The following is a 19,940-nucleotide window of genomic DNA, read 5'->3' on the forward strand; positions in this document are numbered from 1 at the left end:
TGCGAGGAAAGGCTGGTGGCGCGCCGGTCAGCGCGCGGCGGCCTTGTAGTCCGCGTCCGAGACGGGCTCCAGCCAGTCGACGCTGCGCCCGTCATGCGCCTCGGCGATGGCGATGTGGGTCATGGGCGCGCTGGCGGTGGCGCCGTGCCAGTGCTTCTCGCCCGGCGGAAACCAGACGATGTCGCCGACGCCGACATCCTCCACTGGCCCGCCTTCGCGCTGCACCCAGCCCTCGCCGGCGACGATGACCAGGGTCTGCCCAAGCGGATGCGTGTGCCAGGCGGTGCGGGCTCCCGGCTCGAAGGAAACGATCGCTCCCCCGACTCGGGCCGGCTCGCCATGCTGGAAGCGCGATTCGATCTGGACCGAGCCGGTGAAATACTCCGCCGGCCCTTGCGTCGGCGGCTGCACGCCAAACCGAATGATGTCCATCGTCTCTCTCCTGCCGGTGGAAGCGCGTCGGCGTTCCCGGGCTGGAGACAAGACGCCACGGAGCCGCCCGGCGTCAATCCGCCGGGACGGCCCTGCGCGCAATGCGGCCGGTCAGTTGGCGCCGCGCGTCGCTTCCCACAGGAACCAGGTACGGCGTTCGGTCTCGTCGATCCAGACTTCCAGTACGCTTGTGGTGGCGACGTCGTTATATTCCTCGGCAACGGCGTGGACCTGACGCATCAGCGCGGTCAGCTGCTTGTTGTCCTCGGCGAGCTCGGCGAGCATGTCCTCGGGTGTCACGAAGTCGGCATCATTGTCCGGGATGCGCTGGGTGCGGTGAACCTGGCCGATGGAACGCAGCGTCTGGCCGCCGATCTTGCGGGCGCGCTCGGCGATCGGGTCGGTCATGGCGAAGATCTGGTCGCCCTGGTCGTCCAGCAGCAGATGATAGTCGCGGAAATGCGGGCCGGACATGTGCCAGTGGAAATTCTTGGTCTTGAGATAGAGGGCGAAGACGTCGGCGAGCAGGCCGGTGAGGGCGGCGGAAATGTCGCGCGTGGCGTCCGAGCCGAGATCGGTCGGCGTCTGCAGGGGAGCGGCCCGGCGGGCCTTGGCTGCGGTGGTGTCCATTGTCGCGCTCCTTGGTTTGATCGATGACGGAAGGCCGTGCGAGCCCGTCCGGTTCCGCGCCCCAGCGGCAGAACGCTACCGTTTTAGGCCGGTCCCGTGACCATACGAATTGTGCGCTCGTGTAGCGGCCTCATACCTGAGTTTGATCGGAGTTCCGCGTAGGTCGCATGCGGCGCAACCTGAAGCGGAGATGGCGAAGGAGGGCGAGCAGGCGGCGCTTGAAGATGTGCAGCCGTAGCCGAGCGACCACGGCATCGCGCACCGCGCTCGCCGTCTCGATGACCCAGCGCATCCAGCCGATGGTCATCAGCTGCGGCTTCCCGGCGGTGAAGATGCGCTCAATCAGAATGAAGCTGACGAGATGGGCGAGCACGAAGACCGTGCCGCCGGTGCGCACATGACCGTCGGCGATCCACAGCAACCCGACGAATTTCAGCGGTTCGACAATGGCATAGGGGATGATGAGCAGCGTCAGCACCACGAGCGGCGTGCGGGCTCCGATCCAGCGCTCCAGCGCGCGCATGGGCGCCAGCGCGGCAAGCCGGTCGATGAGCGGGCGATAGAGCGGCCGCACCAGCTCGTCGAGGATGATGACGAGCGCGCAGGCGAGGCGGAAGATCAGGCCGAGGCCGGCGAGCAGCACCTTGGCCGGGCCGCGGCCCGGTTTGGCATGGGCATCGATGGAGGCATGCGGGGACATTGCCCCTCCCGTCCGGTCGGCGCTCAGGGGCCCACCGGAGCGGCGCCCGCAGCGCCGAGCGCGCGGTCGATGCAGGCGATCATGGCCGAGCCGTCGAAGGGCTTGGCAAGGAAGCCGATGGCGCCGGCGGCGTCCACCTGACGACGGATGCGCTCTTCCGGGAAGGCGGTGATAAAGATGAGCGGCGTGGTGTCCCCCTTGGAACGCAGCACGCTCTGCAGCTCGACCCCGCTCATGCCGGGCATCTGCACGTCAGTAATCACGCAGGCCGTGTTGCCCACCAGCGCCGAGTCCAGAAAGGCTTCGGCCGACGCGAAGGTGCGTGCGGTAAGGCCAAGCGACCGAACCAGACTTTCGGTGGCGACGCGTACGGACTCGTCGTCATCGATGATTGAAATCATCGGAGGAGAAGACACGTCGAAATTCCTCGAAACTGAGTTTCCTGTAGGGCGCTGAGCCGCCGTGTTGGGTTCAATATACCCTCGCTCAATTCCGGATTCGAATTATACGCAGGTTTGGTGCGCTATCTCTTAGCATTGTGCAGGCCCAGCGTTTCGGCCATGCGCACGAGGTCGGCGAGCGTGCGCACGCCCATTTTCCGCATCACGTGGCCGCGGTGGATCTTCACCGTGATCTCGCTGAGGCCGACCTCGGCGGCGACCTGCTTGTTCATCAGTCCGGAGGTAACGAGGGTCATCACCTGCTTCTCACGAGCGGTCAGGGTCTCGTAGAGGCCTTGCACGTCTGAGACGGCCTTCAGCGAGTTCCGCCGCTCGCGGTCGATCTGGATGGCGGTTGCCACGGCGTCGAGCATGTCCTGATCGCGGAACGGCTTGGTGAGGAAGTCGACGGCGCCGGCCTTCATCGCCCGCACGGTCATGGGTATGTCGCCATGGCCGGTCATGAAGATGATGGGCATGTCGATATCGGAACGCGCAAGTTGGCCTTGGAAGTCGAGGCCGCTGACGCCCGGCAGCCGGATGTCGAGCACGAGGCAGCGCGGGGCTTCGGGCAGCCTGGCCGCCAGCAACTCGGCGGCCGAGGCAAACAGCTGTACCTGGAGCCCGACCGAGCGGAACAGGCTGGAGAGCGCATCGCGCAGCGAGGCGTCGTCGTCGACCACGATGACGAGAGGCTCGGCGGCGGCGTTGGTCTGCGGAGGGTTGGTCACGACTGGGCTTCCTTCGGGACGGGGAGCTTCACGCTGAACAGCATGCCGCCGCCTTCACTGAGTGTCGGCACGATGCGACCGCCATGTGCTTCGATGATCGAGCGGGAAATGGAAAGACCCATGCCCATGCCATCCTTCTTGGTGCTGTAGAAGGCATTGAAAAGCAAAGGCAGGTTGGCCGGGTCGATGCCCGGTCCGCGGTCGCGGATCTCGAGCAGCACTGCGGCGTCATCGTCCGCGTCGCGGCGGGTCGAGAAGGACAGGCGCCGGCGCGCCGGCGGCACGCCTTCCATGGCCTGTATGGCGTTGAGGGCGAGGTTGAGCGCCACCTGCTGGAGCTGGACGCGGTCGCCCGAGATGGCGGGCATGCTGCGGTCGAGCGCGAGCTCCAGCCCCACGCGATGGCTCGCGAGTTCGCGCTCAAGCAGCAGCAGCACGTCGTCGACCACCTCGTTGAGGTCGACCGGCAGGTGCTGGGGATCGCTGCGGCGCGCGAGCGAGCGCAGCCGCGCGACGACTTCGCTGGCACGGCGCCCGTTGGCGATCATACGTTCGACGCTGGCCCTGGCCTCGTCGATGTCGGGGACAGCACGCCCCATCCAGCGCAGGCAGGCTTCGCCATTGGTCACCACGGCGGCCAGAGGCTGGTTGATCTCGTGGGCGATGGAGGCGGTCAGTTCGCCCATGGTGGTGACGCGCGTCACATGGGCAAGCTCGGACTGCGCCTTGTGCAGCGCGTCCTCGGCCCGCCGGCGCTCGGTGATGTCGCTGTTGGTCTCCATCGTCGCCGAGGGGCGGCCACGCTCGTCGCGCTGCAGCGACCAGCGGCTCATCACCGCGACCTCATCGCCGCATTTGCGCCGGTGGACCAGTTCGCCCTCCCAGCGCCCGGTGTTGAACAGTTCGGCGCGTATATCGGCGACCGGCGCCGGGAACACCGTGCGAAGCAGGGCGGCGGTCTTCTGGCCGGTCGCCTCGGCGCGGGTCCAGCCGTAAAGTTCCTCGGCGCCCTTGCTCCAGTAGCGGATGGTGTCGGTGTCGTCGCGCACGAAGATCGCGTCATGCGTCAGGTCCAGCAGATCGGCCTGGTCCTTGAGCGAGAGAGTCGCCTCGCGGTTCTTGAGCGAGAGCAGGGTGGTGACGACGATAGCGGCGAGGCTGACCAGGCAACGCATCACCGCGCTGAGGTCGAAATCGTCGCTGTGCATGATGAAGAAGCTGAACAGCGCCAGCACGATGCACAGGCCGGCAATGGCCAGCAGCCCGGTGCGGCCGAAATAGTTCGCCGAGAGCAGCACCACGACGACGTAGAGCACGGCGATCGCCATATCGAGCGGCGAGAAGGTGTCCACGGCGAAGATCGCTGCCGCCAGCACCGTGGCGATGAGAGCCATCTGCCAGCTCTTTCGCGACGCATTCCCGGCATTGTTCAGGGTCGCGGCCCGTAACCTGTCCATGTGGTCTTGTCGTGCCCCTGTCTGCCGTTGGCCGGTCTTTCGCCGGGCCTATGCTTTTGTCGCGTGCCCCGGAAGCTGGCCACGCAGCCCCATGCCGTCTTTCATCCGCGCACCACTCTATCCGAATCGCATGCCGGCCACCGCCATAAGTCGAAGCGGGAGGGCGTCCGAGCGGGCGGCGCGGCCCGGCGGCGTTCAGCTCGCACGGACGGCCCTCGCGGTCTCCTTGCGCCGACCCGCCAGCCTGTCGAGATAGAGATAGATGACCGGCGTCGTGTAGAGCGTGAGCAACTGGCTGACGATCAAGCCGCCGACGATGGAGTAGCCGAGCGGCTGGCGCAATTCCGAGCCGGTGCCGTGGCCGAGCATCAGCGGCACCCCCGCGAGCAGGGCGGCGAAGGTCGTCATCAGGATCGGGCGGAAGCGCAACAGGCACGCCTCGCGGATGGCATCGTGCGGCGACATACCCTCGAGGCGCTCGCGCTCGATGGCGAAGTCGACGATCATGATGCCGTTCTTCTTCACGATGCCGATCAGCAGGATCACACCCACCAGGGCGATGATCGAGAAATCGAAGCCGAACATCCACAGCATGATCAGCGCGCCGAGCCCCGCCGACGGCAGCGTCGACAGGATCGTGATCGGATGGACATAGCTCTCATAGAGCACGCCGAGGATCACGTAGATCACCAGCAGCGCTGCGGCCACGAGATAGGGCTCGCTCGCCAGCGACTGCTGGAAGGCCTGCGCATTGCCCTGGAAATTGCCGACCAGGGTGGCCGGCTTGCCAATCTCGGCTTCCGCGCGATGGATTGCCGCGACCGCGTCGCCGAGCGCGACGTTGGGGGCGAGGTTGAAGGACAGCGTCACCGAGGGAAATTGCGACTGGTGATTGATGGAGAGGAAGCTGGTGGGCAGCGTCGTCCACTTGGCGAGCACGCTGAGCGGCACCTGTTCGCCGGTAGTCGGCGACTTCAGGTAGATTTCGTCGAGCGCATGCGGCGAGTTCTGCAATTGCGGCAGCAGCTCCAGAATGACGTGGTAGCTGTTGAGCTGGGTGAAATACTGCGTCACCTGCCGCTGGCCGAAGGCGTCGTAGAGCGTGTTGTCGATATCGGTGGGGCTGATACCGAGGCGCTCGGCCTGGTCGCGGTCGATGGTCAGGGTGAGGGTGGCGCCCCCGTTCTGCTGGTCGGAGGCGAGGCCGGTGAGCTCGGGCAGCGTCTTCAGCTTTTCCAGCAGCTTCGGCGCCCACTGGTTCAGCTCGTCGATATTGCCGTCCTGCAGCGTGTATTGGAACTGGGTGCGCGCGATGCGGCCGCCGACATTGAGGTCCTGCGCCGCCTGAAGAAACAGCGCGGCGCCCTCGACCTTGGCGAGCCGCTTCTCCAGCCGGTCGATGATCTGGAAGGCCGAGGCCTCGCGCTCGTCGCGCGGCTTCAGCGTGATGAACATCTTGCCATTGCTCACCGTCTGTCCGGCACCGGCGCCGACACCCATGCCGACGGTGAGCACGTCCGGATCGGCAGCGACGATCTCGGCGAGGGCAAGCTGGCGCTTCACCATGCTGGCGAAGGAGACATCCTGCGCCGCTTCGGAAATGCCGATGATGAGGCCGGTATCCTGCTGCGGGAAGAAGCCCTTCGGGATCTCGTAGAACAGCACGCCGGTCGCGGCCACCGCCGCGACGAAGACGGCGAGCGTCAGCCGCGAATGATCGAGCGCGAGGTCGAGCGTGCGGCGGTAGCCGGCGAGCATGGCATCGAAGGCCTGCTCGGACAGGCGGTAGAGCCGGCCATGCCGGGTGTCCTCGCGCTTCGGCTTGAGGAACAGCGCGCACATGGTCGGGGTCAGCGTCAGCGAGACGAAGGCCGAGACGGCGATGGTGATCGTCACCGTGACGGCGAATTCGCGGAATAGCCGCCCGACCAGACCGCCCATCAGCAGGAGCGGGATGAACACCGCCACCAGCGAGAGGCTGATCGACAGGATGGTGAAGCCGATCTCCGCCGAGCCGTCGAGTGCGGCCTGCAGCGGGGTCTTGCCCATCTCCAGATGCCGCTCGATGTTTTCCAGCATGACGATGGCGTCGTCGACGACGAAGCCGACGGCGATGGACAATCCCATGAGCGAGAGATTGTCCAGGCTGTAGCCCAGCGCATACATCGCGGCAAAGGTCCCGACGATGGCCAGCGGCACGGCGATGGCTGGGATGACCGTCGCCCACAGGTTGCGCAGGAAGACGAAGATCACCGCTACCACCAGCACGATGGTGATGATGAGCGTCTTCTCCACATCGTCCACCGAGGCGCGGATGGTGCCGGTGCGGTCGCTGACGATCTCGAGATGGAGGCCGGCCGGCGCGGCGGCGAGCAGCACCGGCAGTTGCGTCTTGATCTGGCTCACCGTCTCGATGACGTTGGCGCCCGGCAGCTTGAACACCGGCATCAGGATCGCTGGCTTGCCGTTGGCCCAGGCGGCGAGCTGGTCGTTCTCGGCGGCGTCGATCGCGGTGCCGATGTCGCGCACCCGCACCGGCGCGCCGTTGCGAAAGGCGAGGATGGCGTCGCGCCACGGAGCGGCGGAGGTCAGCTGGTCGTTGTCATACAGGGTGAAGGTGCGGCTCTTGCCCTGCACCGTGCCCTTGGGGTCGTTCACCGTGGTGGTGACGATGGCCTGGCGGATGTCCTCCAGCGACAGGCCGAGATTGGCGACCTTGGCGGGGTCGACCTGGATGCGCACCGAGGGCTTCTGCTGGCCGAACACGCTGACCTGGCCGACGCCGTCGATCTGGCTGACATGCTGTTCGAGTATGTTCTCGGCGTAATCGTCGACCTCAGTGATCGGCAGCGTCTCCGAGGTCAGGGCGAGCACCAGGATCGGCGGATCCGCCGGGTTCACCTTGCGATAGGTCGGCGGCGCCGGCAGGTTCGTCGGCAACTGGCCGCCGGCGGCGTTGATCGCGGTCTGCACGTCCTGCGCGGCACCGTTGATGTCGACGTCGAGGTTGAATTGCAGGGTGATCGCGGAATTGCCGAGGGTGGAGACGGACGTCATCTGCGCCAACCCCGGAATCTCGCCGAACTGGCGCTCCAGCGGCTGCGTGACCGAGGAGGCGATGATCTCCGGGCTGGCGCCGGGCAACTGGGTGGTGACCTGCAGCGTCGGGAAGTCGACATCCGGCAGCGGCGCGACGGGGAGCCGGGGGAAGCACGCCGCGCCGAGCACCAAAAGGCCCGCCATCAGCAACGAGGTGCCGATGGGGTGGCGGATGAACCATGAGGAGAGAGACATGGCGTTCAGCCTCCGGCCGACGCGCTGTCCGGCGTCACCCGCGTGCCGGGCGCGAGGCGATACTGGCCGCGCGTGACCACCGTCTGTCCCTCAGTGAGGCCGCTCTGGATCACGGCGATGCCCTCGGCGATCTGGCCGATCTCCACCGGGGTCGCCGCGACCGTGTCATGGCCATTGACGGTGTAGACGAACGGACCGTTCGGGCCGCGCTGCACGGCGTCGGACGGGACGGTCACGACATGGGGCAGGGTGGCGACGCGCAGCCTGAGATCGACGAACTGGCCGGGCCAGAGCTTGTCGCCCTTGTTCGGGAACACCGACTTCACCCGCAGCGTGCCGCTTTGCGGGTCGATCTGGTTGTCGATCAGCTCGACTGTGCCGATGTCGAGCACCGTGGTGTCGTCGCGCGAGACCGCCTGTGCCTCCACTGGGCCGGCGGCGAGTGCGTCGCGCACCGCGGCGACCTCGCGCTGTGGCAGGGTAGAGATCACCGTTATCGGGTGGATCTGGTTCAGCACCACGAGGCCGTTGGTGTCGGTGGCGTGGACGATGTTGCCCTGGTCGACGAGGCGCAAGCCCGCCCTCCCGTCGATGGGCGCCGTGATCTGCGTGTAGGAAAGCTGGGTCTGGGCGGTGTCGATCATCGCCTTGTCCTGCGCGATCTGCGCCTGCAACTGCACGACAGCGCTCTGCTCGTTGTCGATCGTCTGCTGGCTGGCGAAGGCGTCCTTGCCGAGCTTGGCGTCGCGCTGATAGTTCAGCTGGGCGTTGGCCAGCGCCGCCTCGTCCTGTTGCAGCTTGGCCTTGGCCTGCTCGAGCGCCGCCTGGAAGGTGCGCGGGTCGATGACCGCGATCAGCTGGCCCTGCCGGATGTCCTGCCCTTCCCTGAACAGCACCTGCTGCAACTCGCCATCCACGCGCGAGCGCACCGTGACGGTGTTGAAGGGCTCCACCGTGCCGATATCGATGAGGTAGATCGGCACGTCCTTCCGGCGTGCCTGCGCCAGATCGACCGGCACCGCGGCTTTGAGCGCCGGCGTGACGGGCTCGGCATCGGCTGCGCGCCAGATGCCATAGCCGGCGCCGCCGAGACCGGCGAGAATCAGGATGAGGACGCCGAGGTGTCGCGTCTTCGGATGTTGCTGTGTCTTGGGATGCTGCATGGTGGCATGCCCCTGCTCGGGCGCCTGTTTTCGTGGCGCAAGGCCACCGAAACTCATCGTGGGCGTCAATCGTGGCGACTTATGAACCGGGGATATTTCGGGATCGCCGCTGCCTTGCGGATATGCCGTCTGCGCTCGCTCCCGTCGGCCTTCGGCCCGTCGCCTATACGAAGGTATGGGCTCTGCAAACTCATCATATAGCCGCCGAAACCCTCGTAGAATGGAGCGAATGACAGGGGTCGCTAATCTTCGGACATCGCCAGCAACACTGGAGACGCCGGTCGGAGGAAATGTCGCGACTACTTCTGGAGATGTGGGTGAGACCCGTCCCTCGAAGCCTTCGCGATCCCGATGCGGCAGCGTCCAGCGGTCAACGCAACTTCGAGGATAAGGGTTCAGACCATGTCGCTTCATGTCTCGCCGCCGATCGAAGCCATCGCCGTCAATCACCGCGCCGGTGAGATGCTCTCCGCCCGCGCCAACGCCGCCCGCTCCTTCGGTGCCCTCCCTGCCCTGACGCTGCCGGCCGACCAGCTGTCGGTCCGCCTCGGCCATATGGGCGTGGTGATCGCCGTCTCCGCACCCGGCCAGGCGCTGCCGGCGGGGGTCGAATTCGAGGCGGGCGAGGCGGTGACCGAGGCAGCCGACACCATTCAGCTGCAGGTCGATCCCTCCGACTTCAGCCGCCTCGCCGGCGTGCTGGTCGAGAACGGCGCCGATGAGGCTGGGCTCTCCCGCTCCAGCGATCCGGTGATCCGCCGGCTGAGCCGCGCGCTCAACGCGGCCGAGCGCAGCAATAAGGAGTTCGGGGGCCTCTATGCCGATGCGCTCCGGCTCGCCATCGTCACCCGCCTGCTTGGCACCAGCGCCTCCGGCGACTGCATGGAAGAGGTGGATTTCACCTCGGTCGACGATGCGGTCGAGACTGCCCGCCAGCCGCGCCGCCCGAAGTCGGGTCTGCCCAAGTGGCGCTTCAAGCGGGTCGCCGCCTATGTCGAGGAAAATCTCGCCGAACCGATCACGCTGGCCGACATGGCATCGGCGGCGGGGCTGAGCCGCATGCACTTCGCAGCGCAGTTCCGCGTCGCCACCGGCATGCGCCCGCACGAATATCTGCTGCGCCAGCGTATCGAGCGCGCGCAGAAGATGCTGGTGGAGAGCCGCGACTCGCTGGTCGAGATCGCGCTCGGCGTCGGCTTTCAGACCCAGGCGCACTTCACCACCGTGTTCCGCCGTTTCGTCGGCGACACGCCCTACCAGTGGCGCTGCGCCAACCGCGCGCGGAACTGATCCCGACTTGTCGGGACCGGGGGAGGGGGAGAGATGTCATCCGTGGATGCGGGCCACATCGCCTTCGTCGGGGCGAACCCCGGCGAGCCGTCGTCCAGTTGGGTCGCGAGCCTGCGCCGGCTGGTCATTCCGGCGGCCGCGATCGCCGCCGTCATCGGCCTCATCGTCGTATTCAACGACCGCTGGGGTTCGTGGGTGAGCGAAGCGGCGGTCCAGTCGACCGACGACGCCTATGTGGAAGCCAATGTGTCGACGCTCAGTGCCCGCGTCAGCGGCAATGTGCTGAATGTCCTCGTGCATGACTTCCAGCCGGTGAAGGCCGGCGACGTGCTGGTGGAGATCGACCCGTCGGACTATCAGGCCGCGGTGGACGGCGCGCAGGCTGCCGTCGCCGGCGCCAAGGCGGCGCTCGACAACCTCGCCAATCAGGAAGCGTTGCAACGCGCGCTGCTCCAACAGGCCAGGGCGCAGCGGGACTCCGCCGTCGCCGCGCAGACCTGGGCACTGGAGGAGCGCAACCGCCAGCAGACTCTGGTTCAGGGCGGCATCGCCGGCACCGAGCAGAAATTGCAGCAGGCCATTGCCAGCTATACCGAAGCGGTGGCGAACGTCGCCGCCAGCGAGTCGGCGATCCAGGCGCAGCAGGCCCAGCTCGACGTGCTGATCGGCCAGGAGGGAACGCTGCGCGCCAATCTCGATGCGGCGCGGGCGAACCTGAAGACGGCGGAGCTGAAGCTCGGCTACACGAGGGTCGTCGCGCCGTTCGACGGCGTCGCCAGCACGCGCAAGGTGCAGCCGGCCGACTATGTGAATGTCGGCACCAGCCTGATCGCCGTGGTGCCGGTTCCCAACGTCTATGTCATTGCCAATTTCAAGGAAACGCAGCTCACCCGCGTGGAACCCGGCCAGCCGGTCGAATTGACCGTCGACACCTTCCCCGGCCAGACCCTGCGTGGTCATGTCGGCCGGCTCTCGCCCGCCAGCGGCGCGGTGTTCGCCCTGCTGCCGCCGGACAACGCCACCGGCAATTTCACCAAGGTCGTCCAGCGCATTCCCGTCCGCATCGAGATCGACCCCGGTCAACCGCTCACGGACAGGCTGCGCGCGGGCATGTCGGTCGAGGCTCACATCCATGTCGACACCGTCCCCGCCCGCCCAGCCCTTTGAGGGGCAGGCAACCCGGCCGGTCTTCGCCGTCGCGGCGGTGCTGCTCGGCTCCTTTCTCGTCGGGTTCGACACGCGGCTGTTCACCATTGGCCTGCCGGACCTGCGCGGCGCCTACGGGCTCTCCTTCGATCAGGGCGCCTGGCTCAACACCTTCGCCACCGCGCCGCAGATTCTGATCGCGCCAGCGGTGGCGTGGCTCGCCGCGACGTTCGGCGTGCGCCGGGTGCTCTTCTGGCCCAGCCTCGCCTATGCCGTGATTTCGTTTGCCCTGCCGCTGGTGCGCGGGTGGGAGGTACTGGTGGTGCTGCACGCGCTGCGCGGGCTGCTGCTGGGCGTCTTCATCCCCGCCACCATCATGATCGTGCTGCGCACGCTGCCGCCGCGCTGGTGGGTGCCGACACTGGCGATCTATGCCTTCCGCCTCGCCTTCTCGCTCAATACCGGACCGCTGCTGATCGGCCTGTATGACGTGCGCTTCGGTTGGGAGTGGATCTACTGGCAGGACATGATCATCGCCCCGGTCATGGGGCTGCTGGTGACGCTCGGCACGCCCAGGCAGAAGCCCGATATCGGCCTGCTCCAGCGGGCCGACTGGGGCGGCATGGCGCTGCTCGGCAGCGGCTGGGCGCTCATCTATGCCGGGCTCGACCAGGGCAACCGCCTGGACTGGTTCGAATCCGGGCTGATCACCTCGCTGCTCGGCGGCGGCGCGATCCTCATCCTGGCCTTCTTCGTCAACGAATTGTCGGTGCGTAATCCCTGGGCGAGCCATAAGGTGATCGCAACCCGCAATGTGGCGCTCGGCTGCTTGGCCGTGCTGGGCTATACCTCGACCAGCCTGTCGAATTCGCAGTTGGTGCCGGGCTTCCTCACCACGGTGACGGCGCTGCGGCCCGAGCAGATCGGCCTCACCATCTTTCTCACCACCGGCGTGCCGTTGGTGGCAACCACGATCCTCGCGGTCTGGCTGGTCCGTCATTTCGATGCGCGCATGACCATGCTGCTCGGCTTCATCGCCTTCGCCGTCGCGGGCAAGATGGGTACGCAGCTCACCGCCGAATGGGCGCCGTGGACCTTCGCGCCGATGGGGTTGGTGCAGGCGGTCGGGCAGGGCTTCACGCTGCTGGCGGTGATCATCTACATCCTCGCCAATTCCGACCCGAAGAACGCCACCGCCTCGGCCGCCTACATCCAGGTGCTACGACTCGGCGGGGCGGAGACCGCGACCTCGCTGATGGCGACCTTCCTGCGCCATCGCGAGCAGCTGCATTCCTATCTGCTGGGCCTGCATGTGCCGGCGGGCGGCGCGCGCACCGAGGAAGCGCTCGGCCTGCTGTCCGGCCTGTTCGAGAGCGATGGCGCTTCGCCGCAGGCGCTGGCGGCACGCAGCGCTCTCACCCTCAATCAGGCGGTCAGCCAGCAGGCCAGTGTGCTTGCCTATATCGACGGATTCCAGCTCACCTACTGGGCGGCGCTGGTTGCCCTCGTTCTCGTGGCGCTGATGGGCAAGGTGCCCGCCGGGCCGCTGGCGCCTGTGTCGTGGCCGACGGGCGGGGGCGGAGCGGCTGGAACGATCGCAGGTTCGTCCGCCTGATCTATACTTGAGTATGGCTGCCGCATGCGAAGGGTGAAAACCGGCAAACGCTTGTGCAGATGGAGGAAGTCCGGTGCCGGGGTAATGTCGCCCCACTCGATCGCACACGACGCACCCAACCGGGTGCACCGCCGATTACGGACCGAAGGTCGGAGCCGACGATGAACCTCACTGTCGCCCTTCTCAATCTGTTCGCCGGGCTTCTGCTGCTGGTGGTAGGCGGCGCGCTGGCGGTTCATCTGCCCCGGCCGCGCCGATGGATGGTGGCCGCCTTCGTCGCGCTCGATGCGGGTCTGTTGGCGACCAGCCTGGTCGCGCTGCCCTTCGTGCTCCATTTCGGGATCGGGTGACCGCCATCCCGCTTTCACCGGCCTGACGCAGAACTGATCCCACATGCCTGCGCGGGCCGTCGCCGCTTCATCGAACTGCCTCCCTCCAGAAAGGAACAAGACCATGGGTTACGTCACCACCAAGGACGGCGTTGAGATCTTCTACAAGGACTGGGGTCCGAAGGACGCCCAGCCGATCGTGTTCCATCACGGCTGGCCGCTGTCGTCCGACGATTGGGACACGCAGATGCTCTACTTCCTCGACAAGGGCTTCCGCGTCGTCGCCAGCGACCGCCGCGGCCATGGCCGCTCGGCGCAGGTGAGCGACGGGCATGACATGGACCACTACGCCGCCGACGTCTCTGCGGTGGTCGAGCATCTCGACCTCAAGAACTCGGTGCATATCGGCCACTCGACCGGCGGCGGCCAGGTTGCCCGCTATGTCGCCAAATACGGCCAGCCGCAGGGCCGCGTCGCCAAGGCCGTGCTGGTTGCCGCCGTGCCGCCGCTGATGCTGAAGACCGACAGCAATCCCGGCGGCCTGCCGGTGGAAGTGTTCGACGGCCTTCGCGCCGCGCTCGCCGCCAACCGCGCCCAATTCTATATCGACGTCGCCGCGGGCCCGTTCTATGGCTTCAACCGTCCCGGTGCGAAGGTCTCGCAGGGCGTGATCGACAATTGGTGGCGCCAGGGCATGATCGGCAGCGCCAAGGCGCATTATGAGGGCATCAAGGCGTTCTCGGAGACCGACCAGACCGAGGACCTGAAGGCGATCACCGTGCCGGTGCTGGTGCTGCAGGGCGACGACGACCAGATTGTACCCTACAAGAACGCTTCCGAGCTTCAGGCCAAGCTGCTGAAGAACGTCACGGCGAAGATCTATCCGGGCTTCCCGCATGGCATGCTCACGACCCATGCCGACGTGGTCAACCCGGAGATGCTCGCCTTCATCAAGGGCTGAGCCGTTCCGCAGCTCGAGACACAAGGGCCGGCCACCTCGCGCGGGGTGGCCGGCCTTTCCTTGTGTGCAGGGATTCTCCTGACAGTTGAACTGGCCAGGTGCGGGCCGTCCACGCGGCACGCGCAGGGTTTTTGTATCAAGCTACCTATGGTAAGGTACAGAGGTGTGATGAAGCGGCTGGAGTGACCTAGGTTAAGTTGTGGCCCTTGCGTCAATTTATTATTAGTAAAAATCCAGTAGATCGCAGATTTGTCGTCAACAAAGTCATTGGGAACGTAGATGCAGCGATTTCGTTCCACAATCCTACGGAAATTAACTTATTGACCGGCGGAGCGGAGCGGCGTTTTCTGAAGCCGTCCGGCGAACCGGTTTCGCCGCTCCAACACCTCAACCGATAGGGAGACGCGCCAATGACGCAGCAGGGCACCCGGCCTGCCACCCCGAGGTGGCGGGACGAACTGCACCAGATGCCGGAGCGGGCCGGCCATGGTGCCGGTGAGGGGGGCAGTTCCTATTACATTCTGTATTTCGCGGAGCCGTCCCAGACCGGCGTCATGGGAGCGATGAAGCGCGCCCGCTACGCCAGCGCGCACGAGGCCGCCGACCGCGCGCATGAGATGCGGCGCACGGGCGGACTGCGCCCTGTGGAGATCCGCGACCAGCACGACCGGCTGGTTACCTGCGAGCTGATGGGCTGGAAGCTGCCGACACTGGCGCGCCCCGCGGCCGCCACGGCGCGGCCCGCGGCCACGCAGCGGCGCCGAACCGCCTGAGCGGCGCGTTCCATCGATCTGTCGATACTCCCCGATCGCCGGCCGCTGGGTCGGCGATTTCGTTTTTGGGTCCCTTGATCCGCCGCGGCCTGCCTTTGGGACAGACGCCGGCTGGCCACACCCCTGCACGGATCGTCCGCTTGTGCGGGTTAGGTCGCCGCCATGGGTTAAATTGCCTGAGACGATGGTCTATCTTGCTGAAAATGTCTGGGACGGCGAATGCAGCCGTTCCACGCCGTTACGACAAAAGTCGGCGCCAGACCGAGGGGGAACGTTCAATGGCAGGGCTTCTGGCCTTCAGCCGCGGAATCGATTGGCTGAACGAGAGGTTCGGCCGGATCGCGGATTACTGCGTCCTGTTCGCCTGCCTCATCAGCGCCGGCAACGCGACGGTGCGCTATCTCCTGAGCTACAGCACCAACGGTCTCCTGGAGATCCAGTGGTATCTGTTCGGTGCGGTGGTGCTGCTCGGCGCCCCCTACACACTGAAGCTCAACGAGCATGTGCGCGTCGATCTGCTCTACATGTCGCTGACACCGCGCGGGCGGCTGTGGGTCGACACGCTCGGCTTCATCGTGATCCTCATCCCGGCGGGCCTGTTCCTGACCTGGCTGAGCCTTCCGTTCTTCTGGCAATCCTTCGTCTCGGACGAGATGTCCCAGAATGCCGGTGGCTTGATCCTCTGGCCGGCCAAGCTGCTGCTGCCGCTCGGCTTTGGTCTGTTGACCATTCAGGGCGTGTCGGAGCTCATCAAGCGGATTGCCGCACTCAGGGGCGCGATCGAGCTCGAGACCGAGTACGAGAAGCCGCTTCAGTGAGCCGGCGCCGTTAAGCGCGTCGCCCGGTCCGACCCCTTTCCCGATCCTGAAGAACGAGCGAGCCCAGCATGTTCTCTTATGGCGTGATGCCCCCGCTTATGTTCGGCGGAATGATCTGTTTCATGATCATCGGCTTTCCGGTCGCGTTTTCGCTGGTTGCGGTCGGCCTGTTCTTCGGCACGCTCGGCATCCTGACCGACCATTTCCATCCGAGCTTCCTGCAAGCGCTGCCGTTCCGCTTCTACGGCATCATTTCCAACGACCTCCTGCTGGCGATCCCGTTCTTCACTTTCATGGGAGCCATATTGGAGCGCTGCGGGCTCGCCGAGGACCTGCTGGAGGGTACCGGCAAGCTGTTCGGCAAGATCCCGGGAGGTCTCGCCTACGCCGTCATCGTGGTCGGTGCCATTCTCGGCGCCATCACCGGCACGGTGGCCGCCTCGGTCATCGCCATGGGCGTGATCTCGCTCCCGGTCATGATGCGCTATGGCTACGATCAAAAGCTCGCCACCGGCGTCATCGCCGCCTCGGGCACCATCACGCAGCTGATCCCGCCCTCGCTGGTGCTGATCGTGCTCGCCGAGCAGCTCGGCAAGCCGGTGGGCGACATGTATCTCGGCGCCATCGGCCCCTCGATCCTGCAGGTGCTGCTGTTCCTCGCCTATGTGTTCGTGCTCTCGCTCATCAAGCCGCACCACATGCCTCCGCTGCCTCCGGAGGCGATCGGCGAGGGCGGCTGGCCGCTGATCAAGCAGGTACTGTGGGGCATGATCCCCTCCATCGTGCTGATCGCACTGGTGCTCGGCACGCTGGCCATGGGTCTTGCGACTCCGACCGAGGCGGGGGCGATGGGGGCGGTGGGTGCCATCGTGCTGGCAGCGATGCACCGCCGGCTGACCTGGGACCTGGTGCGTCAGGCGATGGCCTCGACCATGCGGCTCACCGCCATGGTGGTGTTCATCCTCATCGGCGCCACCGTGTTCAGCCTGGTGTTCCAGGGCATGGACGGCGCGCTGTGGATCGAGCACCTGCTGGCGCAGCTGCCGGGCGGGCGCGTCGGCTTCCTGATCTTCGTCAATATCTTCGTCTTCTTCATCGCCTTCTTCCTCGACTTCTTCGAGATCGCCTTCATCATCGTGCCGCTGCTCGTGCCGGTGGCGATCAAGCTCGACATCAACCTCATCTGGTTCGGCGTGCTGCTCTGCGTGAACATGCAGACCGCCTTCATGCACCCGCCCTTCGGCTTCGCGCTGTTCTACCTGCGCGGCATCGCCCCGAAGTCGATCCGCACCTCGCAGATCTACTGGGGCGCGATTCCGTGGCTGCTGATGCAGCTCATCCTCGTGGTGGTGGTCATCCTGTGGCCGGAGGCGGTGACCTACTGGATCAGCGCCGGGTCGACCGTCGATCCCGCCACCATCCAGCTGGATATCCCGCAATTCGAGCCGCCGCCGCTCAACATGGGGCCGCCGCAGTTCTGAGGCCGGCCAGGGAACAAGGGCACCGCGGGCCGGCAGGCGTGCGGTGCCCTTGTTCTTGAGCCGGATCAGAAGGCCGGGCGCACCGCGCCGCGCGAGCCGCGCACCGCCACGAAGCCGGCGAGCAGGAACAGCGCCAGCACCACCAGCTGGGCGATGGCGAAGGGCGGCTCCGACTGCGTCGGCGCCAGCGCCTTCAGCGCGGGAACCTTGGCGAATGCCTGGGCGACGGCGACGAAGACCAGCAGCCAGAGGCTGATGACCGCGCCGACGATGTAGATCCAGTTCCAGTGTCCGGCACGGCGGAAGTGGTAGCGGGCCGGCAGGGCCAGGGCCAGCACCACCAGCGCGACGATGCCGACGATGTGCGAGGGCAGCACTCCGGTGAAGGGGAAGCCGAAGCCGGTCGCACTGGTGGCGACGGCAGTGGCAAGAAACGTCATCGTCCATGCCGGGCGCTCGCGGCCGGCGATCAGATCGATCAGCACCACGAAGCCGGTGGCGATGGCGATCAGACTTAGCCAAGTGTGGAAGCCGGTCCAGGTGGTGGGATCGAAGATGGTCGTATCGGTCATGGCAGGCGCTCCCCTGTTTGCCATGGATGCGCTTCGCCCCGCCGAAGCGCCGCCGCCACCGGAATGGACGCCGATGCGCGACATTTTCATGATAGCTGTCATTTTTGTATCGGCCAGTGCCGCGCGGGAGGAATTCGCGGAGCGATTTCACCGGCCTGTGTCTTCCGGCCTATAGGGCCGGGGGGCGTTTTGCGGCATAAGGCCAGCCTTCGCTTTCATCGCGCCGTACGAACTCATTGGACTTCGCATGACCACGTCAGTGCCCGCGCCGGACAGCCCGCATCCCGGCATGGGTTTCCGCCAGTTCGTCGCCTTCATCGCGGCGATGATGGCGACCAACGCCATCGCAATCGATTCCATGCTGCCCGCGCTGCCGGAGATCGGCCACGCGCTGCATATCGATACGGCGAACCACACGCAGATCGTCATCACCGCCTATCTGCTCGGCTTCGGGGGGGCGCAGATCTTCTACGGCACGCTGGCGGACCGCTATGGCCGCCGGCCGGTGCTGCTGGCTGGCCTCGCCATCTACACGGCGGCGTCGGTCGCGGCCTATTTCGCCGAAACGCTGGAGGTGATGATGGTGGCGCGCGCGGTGCAGGGCATAGGCTCGGCGGCGACGCGCATCCTCGCCATCACCATCGTGCGCGACTGCTATCACGGCCGGCAGATGGCGCGGGTGATGTCGCTCGCCTTCATCGTCTTCCTCGCCGTGCCGATCGCCGCGCCTTCCATCGGCCAGATCATCATGTTGGCGGCGCCGTGGCGGGCGATCTTCCTCATGCTCTGCGTGTTCGGCGTCGTGCTGTTCTTCTGGACGGCGCTGCGGCTGCCGGAGACGCTGAAGCCGGAGGACCGCACCCCGATCTCCATTCGTGGCGTCAGCCATGCCTTCGGCCTGGTGCTGCGCAGTCGCATCACCGTCGGCTACATGTTCGCGATGACGATGGTGATGGGCGGCCTGTTCGGCTTCATCAACTCGGCCCAGCAGGTCTTCGCCGACGCCTTCGAGGCGAAGGAGCTGTTCACGCTCGTCTTCGCGATCGTTGCCGCCTTCATGGCGGTGTCGTCGCTGCTCAATTCGAGGGTGGTGGAAAAGCTCGGCATGCGGCGCGTGTCACATGCGGCGCTGCTCGGCTATCTCGCCGTCACGCTGGTCCACGCCGGTGTGGTGATCTGGGGGCAGGAGAACATCTGGACCTTCTCGATCCTCCAGTCGGCCATGATGTTCTTCTTCGGCCTCATGGTGTCGAACTTCAATGCGATGGCGATGGAGCCGGTCGGGCATGTCGCCGGCACGGCATCCTCCGTGCTCGGCTTCTGCAGCACGGTCGGCGGCGCCGCCCTCGGCTTTGCGATCGGCCAGCAATTCGATGGCACGACCCTGCCGCTGACCTTCGGCTTCGCGGCGCTGGGGATCGCGGCGCTGGCCTTCGTGCTGATCGCCGAGCGCGGGCGCCTGTTCGGCACGCACGGCGGCGGCGTGCCGGCCTCAGGCCCCGCGGTCGCCGACGACTAGCCGGCGGCCGACATGGGCAGGTGGGAGAGCATGTCCTGGCGTGCCGCTGCCTTTGTGGCGGAGGACTTTGACTTCGCCTTGGAAAACTGGCTGGCGACGACCTTCTGCCAGCTGGCGGACTGCGTGAACTCGACGATCAGCGCGCCGAGCTCCGTCTCGTCGATGAGCAGGGCGGCGTCGTCGGGGGAGAGCCAGGTCTGGACCCGCTCGTGCCGCTCCGGCCAGTCGTCGAGCTGGCGCTTGGCGGCAAATGGATAGACGGACACCTTCACCAGCGAGAAGTGTGTGTCGAAGCGCTTCCAGTACAGATACTGGCCGAGCCGCTTGCGGCTGATCTCGCCGATCACGCCGGCTTCCTGCCGCGCCTCGATCTGCGCCGACTTCCAGTCCTTGCGGTTTTTCATCGGCCATCCCTTCGGGATGACCGCGCGGTGGGTCTCCCGCGAGGAAAGCACGAGGATCTCGAGACTGCCGTCGGAAGCCAGGCGATAGGGAAGGGCCGCCACCTGCTCCAGCGGTCGTCCGTCAGCCGCCTGTCGTTTCCGTTGTTTTGCCTTTCCCATGATCGCTAAATGTAGCGATCCTCCCG

The 19,940-nt window shown here is 66.2% G+C and carries 19 protein-coding genes; 9 read left to right on the forward strand and 10 right to left on the reverse strand.

Annotation, left to right across the window (positions count from 1 at the left end):
- Window positions 1-27: 27 nt before the first annotated feature.
- The 8 genes from ACO2RV_RS13800 to ACO2RV_RS13835 form a co-directional block, all read right to left on the reverse strand.
- Entirely contained in the window at window positions 28-432 is a 405-nt protein-coding gene (locus tag ACO2RV_RS13800; RefSeq protein ID WP_423293878.1) for a (R)-mandelonitrile lyase, read from the reverse strand.
- Window positions 433-543: 111 nt separating this feature from the next.
- Window positions 544-1,062 carry a Dps family protein gene (locus ACO2RV_RS13805; protein ID WP_423293880.1) on the reverse strand — a complete coding sequence of 173 codons (519 nt, stop codon included), beginning with the start codon at window positions 1,060-1,062 and terminating at the stop codon, window positions 544-546.
- A gap of 130 nt (window positions 1,063-1,192) precedes the next feature.
- Window positions 1,193-1,762, reverse strand: coding sequence for a hypothetical protein (locus tag ACO2RV_RS13810; RefSeq protein ID WP_423293881.1), 570 nt, complete (start codon window positions 1,760-1,762; stop codon window positions 1,193-1,195).
- 23 nt (window positions 1,763-1,785) lie between these two features.
- On the reverse strand, window positions 1,786-2,178 hold the full coding sequence (locus tag ACO2RV_RS13815; RefSeq protein ID WP_423293883.1) for a response regulator transcription factor: 393 nt from the start codon (window positions 2,176-2,178) through the stop codon (window positions 1,786-1,788).
- A gap of 107 nt (window positions 2,179-2,285) precedes the next feature.
- Window positions 2,286-2,933, reverse strand: a complete 648-nt coding sequence (locus ACO2RV_RS13820; protein ID WP_423293885.1) for a response regulator transcription factor — start codon at window positions 2,931-2,933, stop codon at window positions 2,286-2,288.
- Window positions 2,930-4,327: a PAS domain-containing sensor histidine kinase gene (locus tag ACO2RV_RS13825; protein WP_423293888.1), complete on the reverse strand. Its 1,398-nt coding sequence runs from the start codon at window positions 4,325-4,327 to the stop codon at window positions 2,930-2,932. The genes ACO2RV_RS13820 and ACO2RV_RS13825 overlap by 4 nt, the downstream gene beginning before the upstream one ends.
- Before the next feature lie 258 nt (window positions 4,328-4,585).
- A complete protein-coding gene (locus ACO2RV_RS13830) occupies window positions 4,586-7,684 on the reverse strand; it encodes an efflux RND transporter permease subunit (protein WP_423293890.1) in 3,099 nt (1,032 codons plus the stop codon).
- 5 nt (window positions 7,685-7,689) lie between these two features.
- Window positions 7,690-8,847 carry an efflux RND transporter periplasmic adaptor subunit gene (locus tag ACO2RV_RS13835; RefSeq protein ID WP_423293892.1) on the reverse strand — a complete coding sequence of 386 codons (1,158 nt, stop codon included), beginning with the start codon at window positions 8,845-8,847 and terminating at the stop codon, window positions 7,690-7,692.
- 402 nt (window positions 8,848-9,249) lie between these two features.
- Between ACO2RV_RS13835 and ACO2RV_RS13840 the strand changes: the two genes are divergently transcribed.
- The 8 genes from ACO2RV_RS13840 (at window position 9,250) to ACO2RV_RS13875 (ending at window position 17,260) form a co-directional block, all read left to right on the forward strand.
- Window positions 9,250-10,137: a helix-turn-helix domain-containing protein gene (locus ACO2RV_RS13840; RefSeq protein WP_423293893.1), complete on the forward strand. Its 888-nt coding sequence runs from the start codon at window positions 9,250-9,252 to the stop codon at window positions 10,135-10,137.
- A gap of 33 nt (window positions 10,138-10,170) precedes the next feature.
- Window positions 10,171-11,304, forward strand: a complete 1,134-nt coding sequence (locus tag ACO2RV_RS13845) for an HlyD family secretion protein (RefSeq protein WP_423293895.1) — start codon at window positions 10,171-10,173, stop codon at window positions 11,302-11,304.
- Window positions 11,270-12,898 carry an MFS transporter gene (locus tag ACO2RV_RS13850; RefSeq protein ID WP_423293897.1) on the forward strand — a complete coding sequence of 543 codons (1,629 nt, stop codon included), beginning with the start codon at window positions 11,270-11,272 and terminating at the stop codon, window positions 12,896-12,898. Before ACO2RV_RS13845 ends, ACO2RV_RS13850 begins: the two co-directional genes overlap by 35 nt.
- A 161-nt stretch (window positions 12,899-13,059) precedes the next feature.
- Window positions 13,060-13,248 (forward strand): hypothetical protein, encoded by a 189-nt coding sequence (locus tag ACO2RV_RS13855; RefSeq protein WP_423293899.1) that lies wholly within the window; start codon window positions 13,060-13,062, stop codon window positions 13,246-13,248.
- 103 nt (window positions 13,249-13,351) lie between these two features.
- Window positions 13,352-14,188, forward strand: coding sequence for an alpha/beta fold hydrolase (locus ACO2RV_RS13860; RefSeq protein WP_423293901.1), 837 nt, complete (start codon window positions 13,352-13,354; stop codon window positions 14,186-14,188).
- Window positions 14,189-14,598: 410 nt separating this feature from the next.
- A complete protein-coding gene (locus tag ACO2RV_RS13865) occupies window positions 14,599-14,961 on the forward strand; it encodes a hypothetical protein (protein ID WP_423293903.1) in 363 nt (120 codons plus the stop codon).
- 278 nt (window positions 14,962-15,239) lie between these two features.
- Window positions 15,240-15,779 carry a TRAP transporter small permease subunit gene (locus ACO2RV_RS13870; RefSeq protein WP_423293905.1) on the forward strand — a complete coding sequence of 180 codons (540 nt, stop codon included), beginning with the start codon at window positions 15,240-15,242 and terminating at the stop codon, window positions 15,777-15,779.
- A gap of 68 nt (window positions 15,780-15,847) precedes the next feature.
- Window positions 15,848-17,260: a TRAP transporter large permease gene (locus ACO2RV_RS13875; protein ID WP_423293907.1), complete on the forward strand. Its 1,413-nt coding sequence runs from the start codon at window positions 15,848-15,850 to the stop codon at window positions 17,258-17,260.
- Between the two features lie 65 nt (window positions 17,261-17,325).
- On the opposite strand, the gene ACO2RV_RS13880 is transcribed toward ACO2RV_RS13875, so the two are convergent.
- Window positions 17,326-17,832 (reverse strand): hypothetical protein, encoded by a 507-nt coding sequence (locus tag ACO2RV_RS13880; RefSeq protein ID WP_423293909.1) that lies wholly within the window; start codon window positions 17,830-17,832, stop codon window positions 17,326-17,328.
- Window positions 17,833-18,079: 247 nt separating this feature from the next.
- Between ACO2RV_RS13880 and ACO2RV_RS13885 the strand changes: the two genes are divergently transcribed.
- A complete protein-coding gene (locus tag ACO2RV_RS13885) occupies window positions 18,080-19,351 on the forward strand; it encodes a multidrug effflux MFS transporter (protein WP_423293911.1) in 1,272 nt (423 codons plus the stop codon).
- Here ACO2RV_RS13885 and ACO2RV_RS13890 read toward each other — a convergent pair.
- Window positions 19,348-19,857 (reverse strand): NUDIX hydrolase, encoded by a 510-nt coding sequence (locus ACO2RV_RS13890; RefSeq protein ID WP_423293913.1) that lies wholly within the window; start codon window positions 19,855-19,857, stop codon window positions 19,348-19,350. The two genes, ACO2RV_RS13885 and ACO2RV_RS13890, sit on opposite strands and share 4 nt — an antisense overlap.
- Window positions 19,858-19,940: the final 83 nt, after the last annotated feature.

Source organism: Ancylobacter sp. VNQ12, assembly GCF_049445835.1.
Lineage (GTDB): Bacteria > Pseudomonadota > Alphaproteobacteria > Rhizobiales > Xanthobacteraceae > Ancylobacter.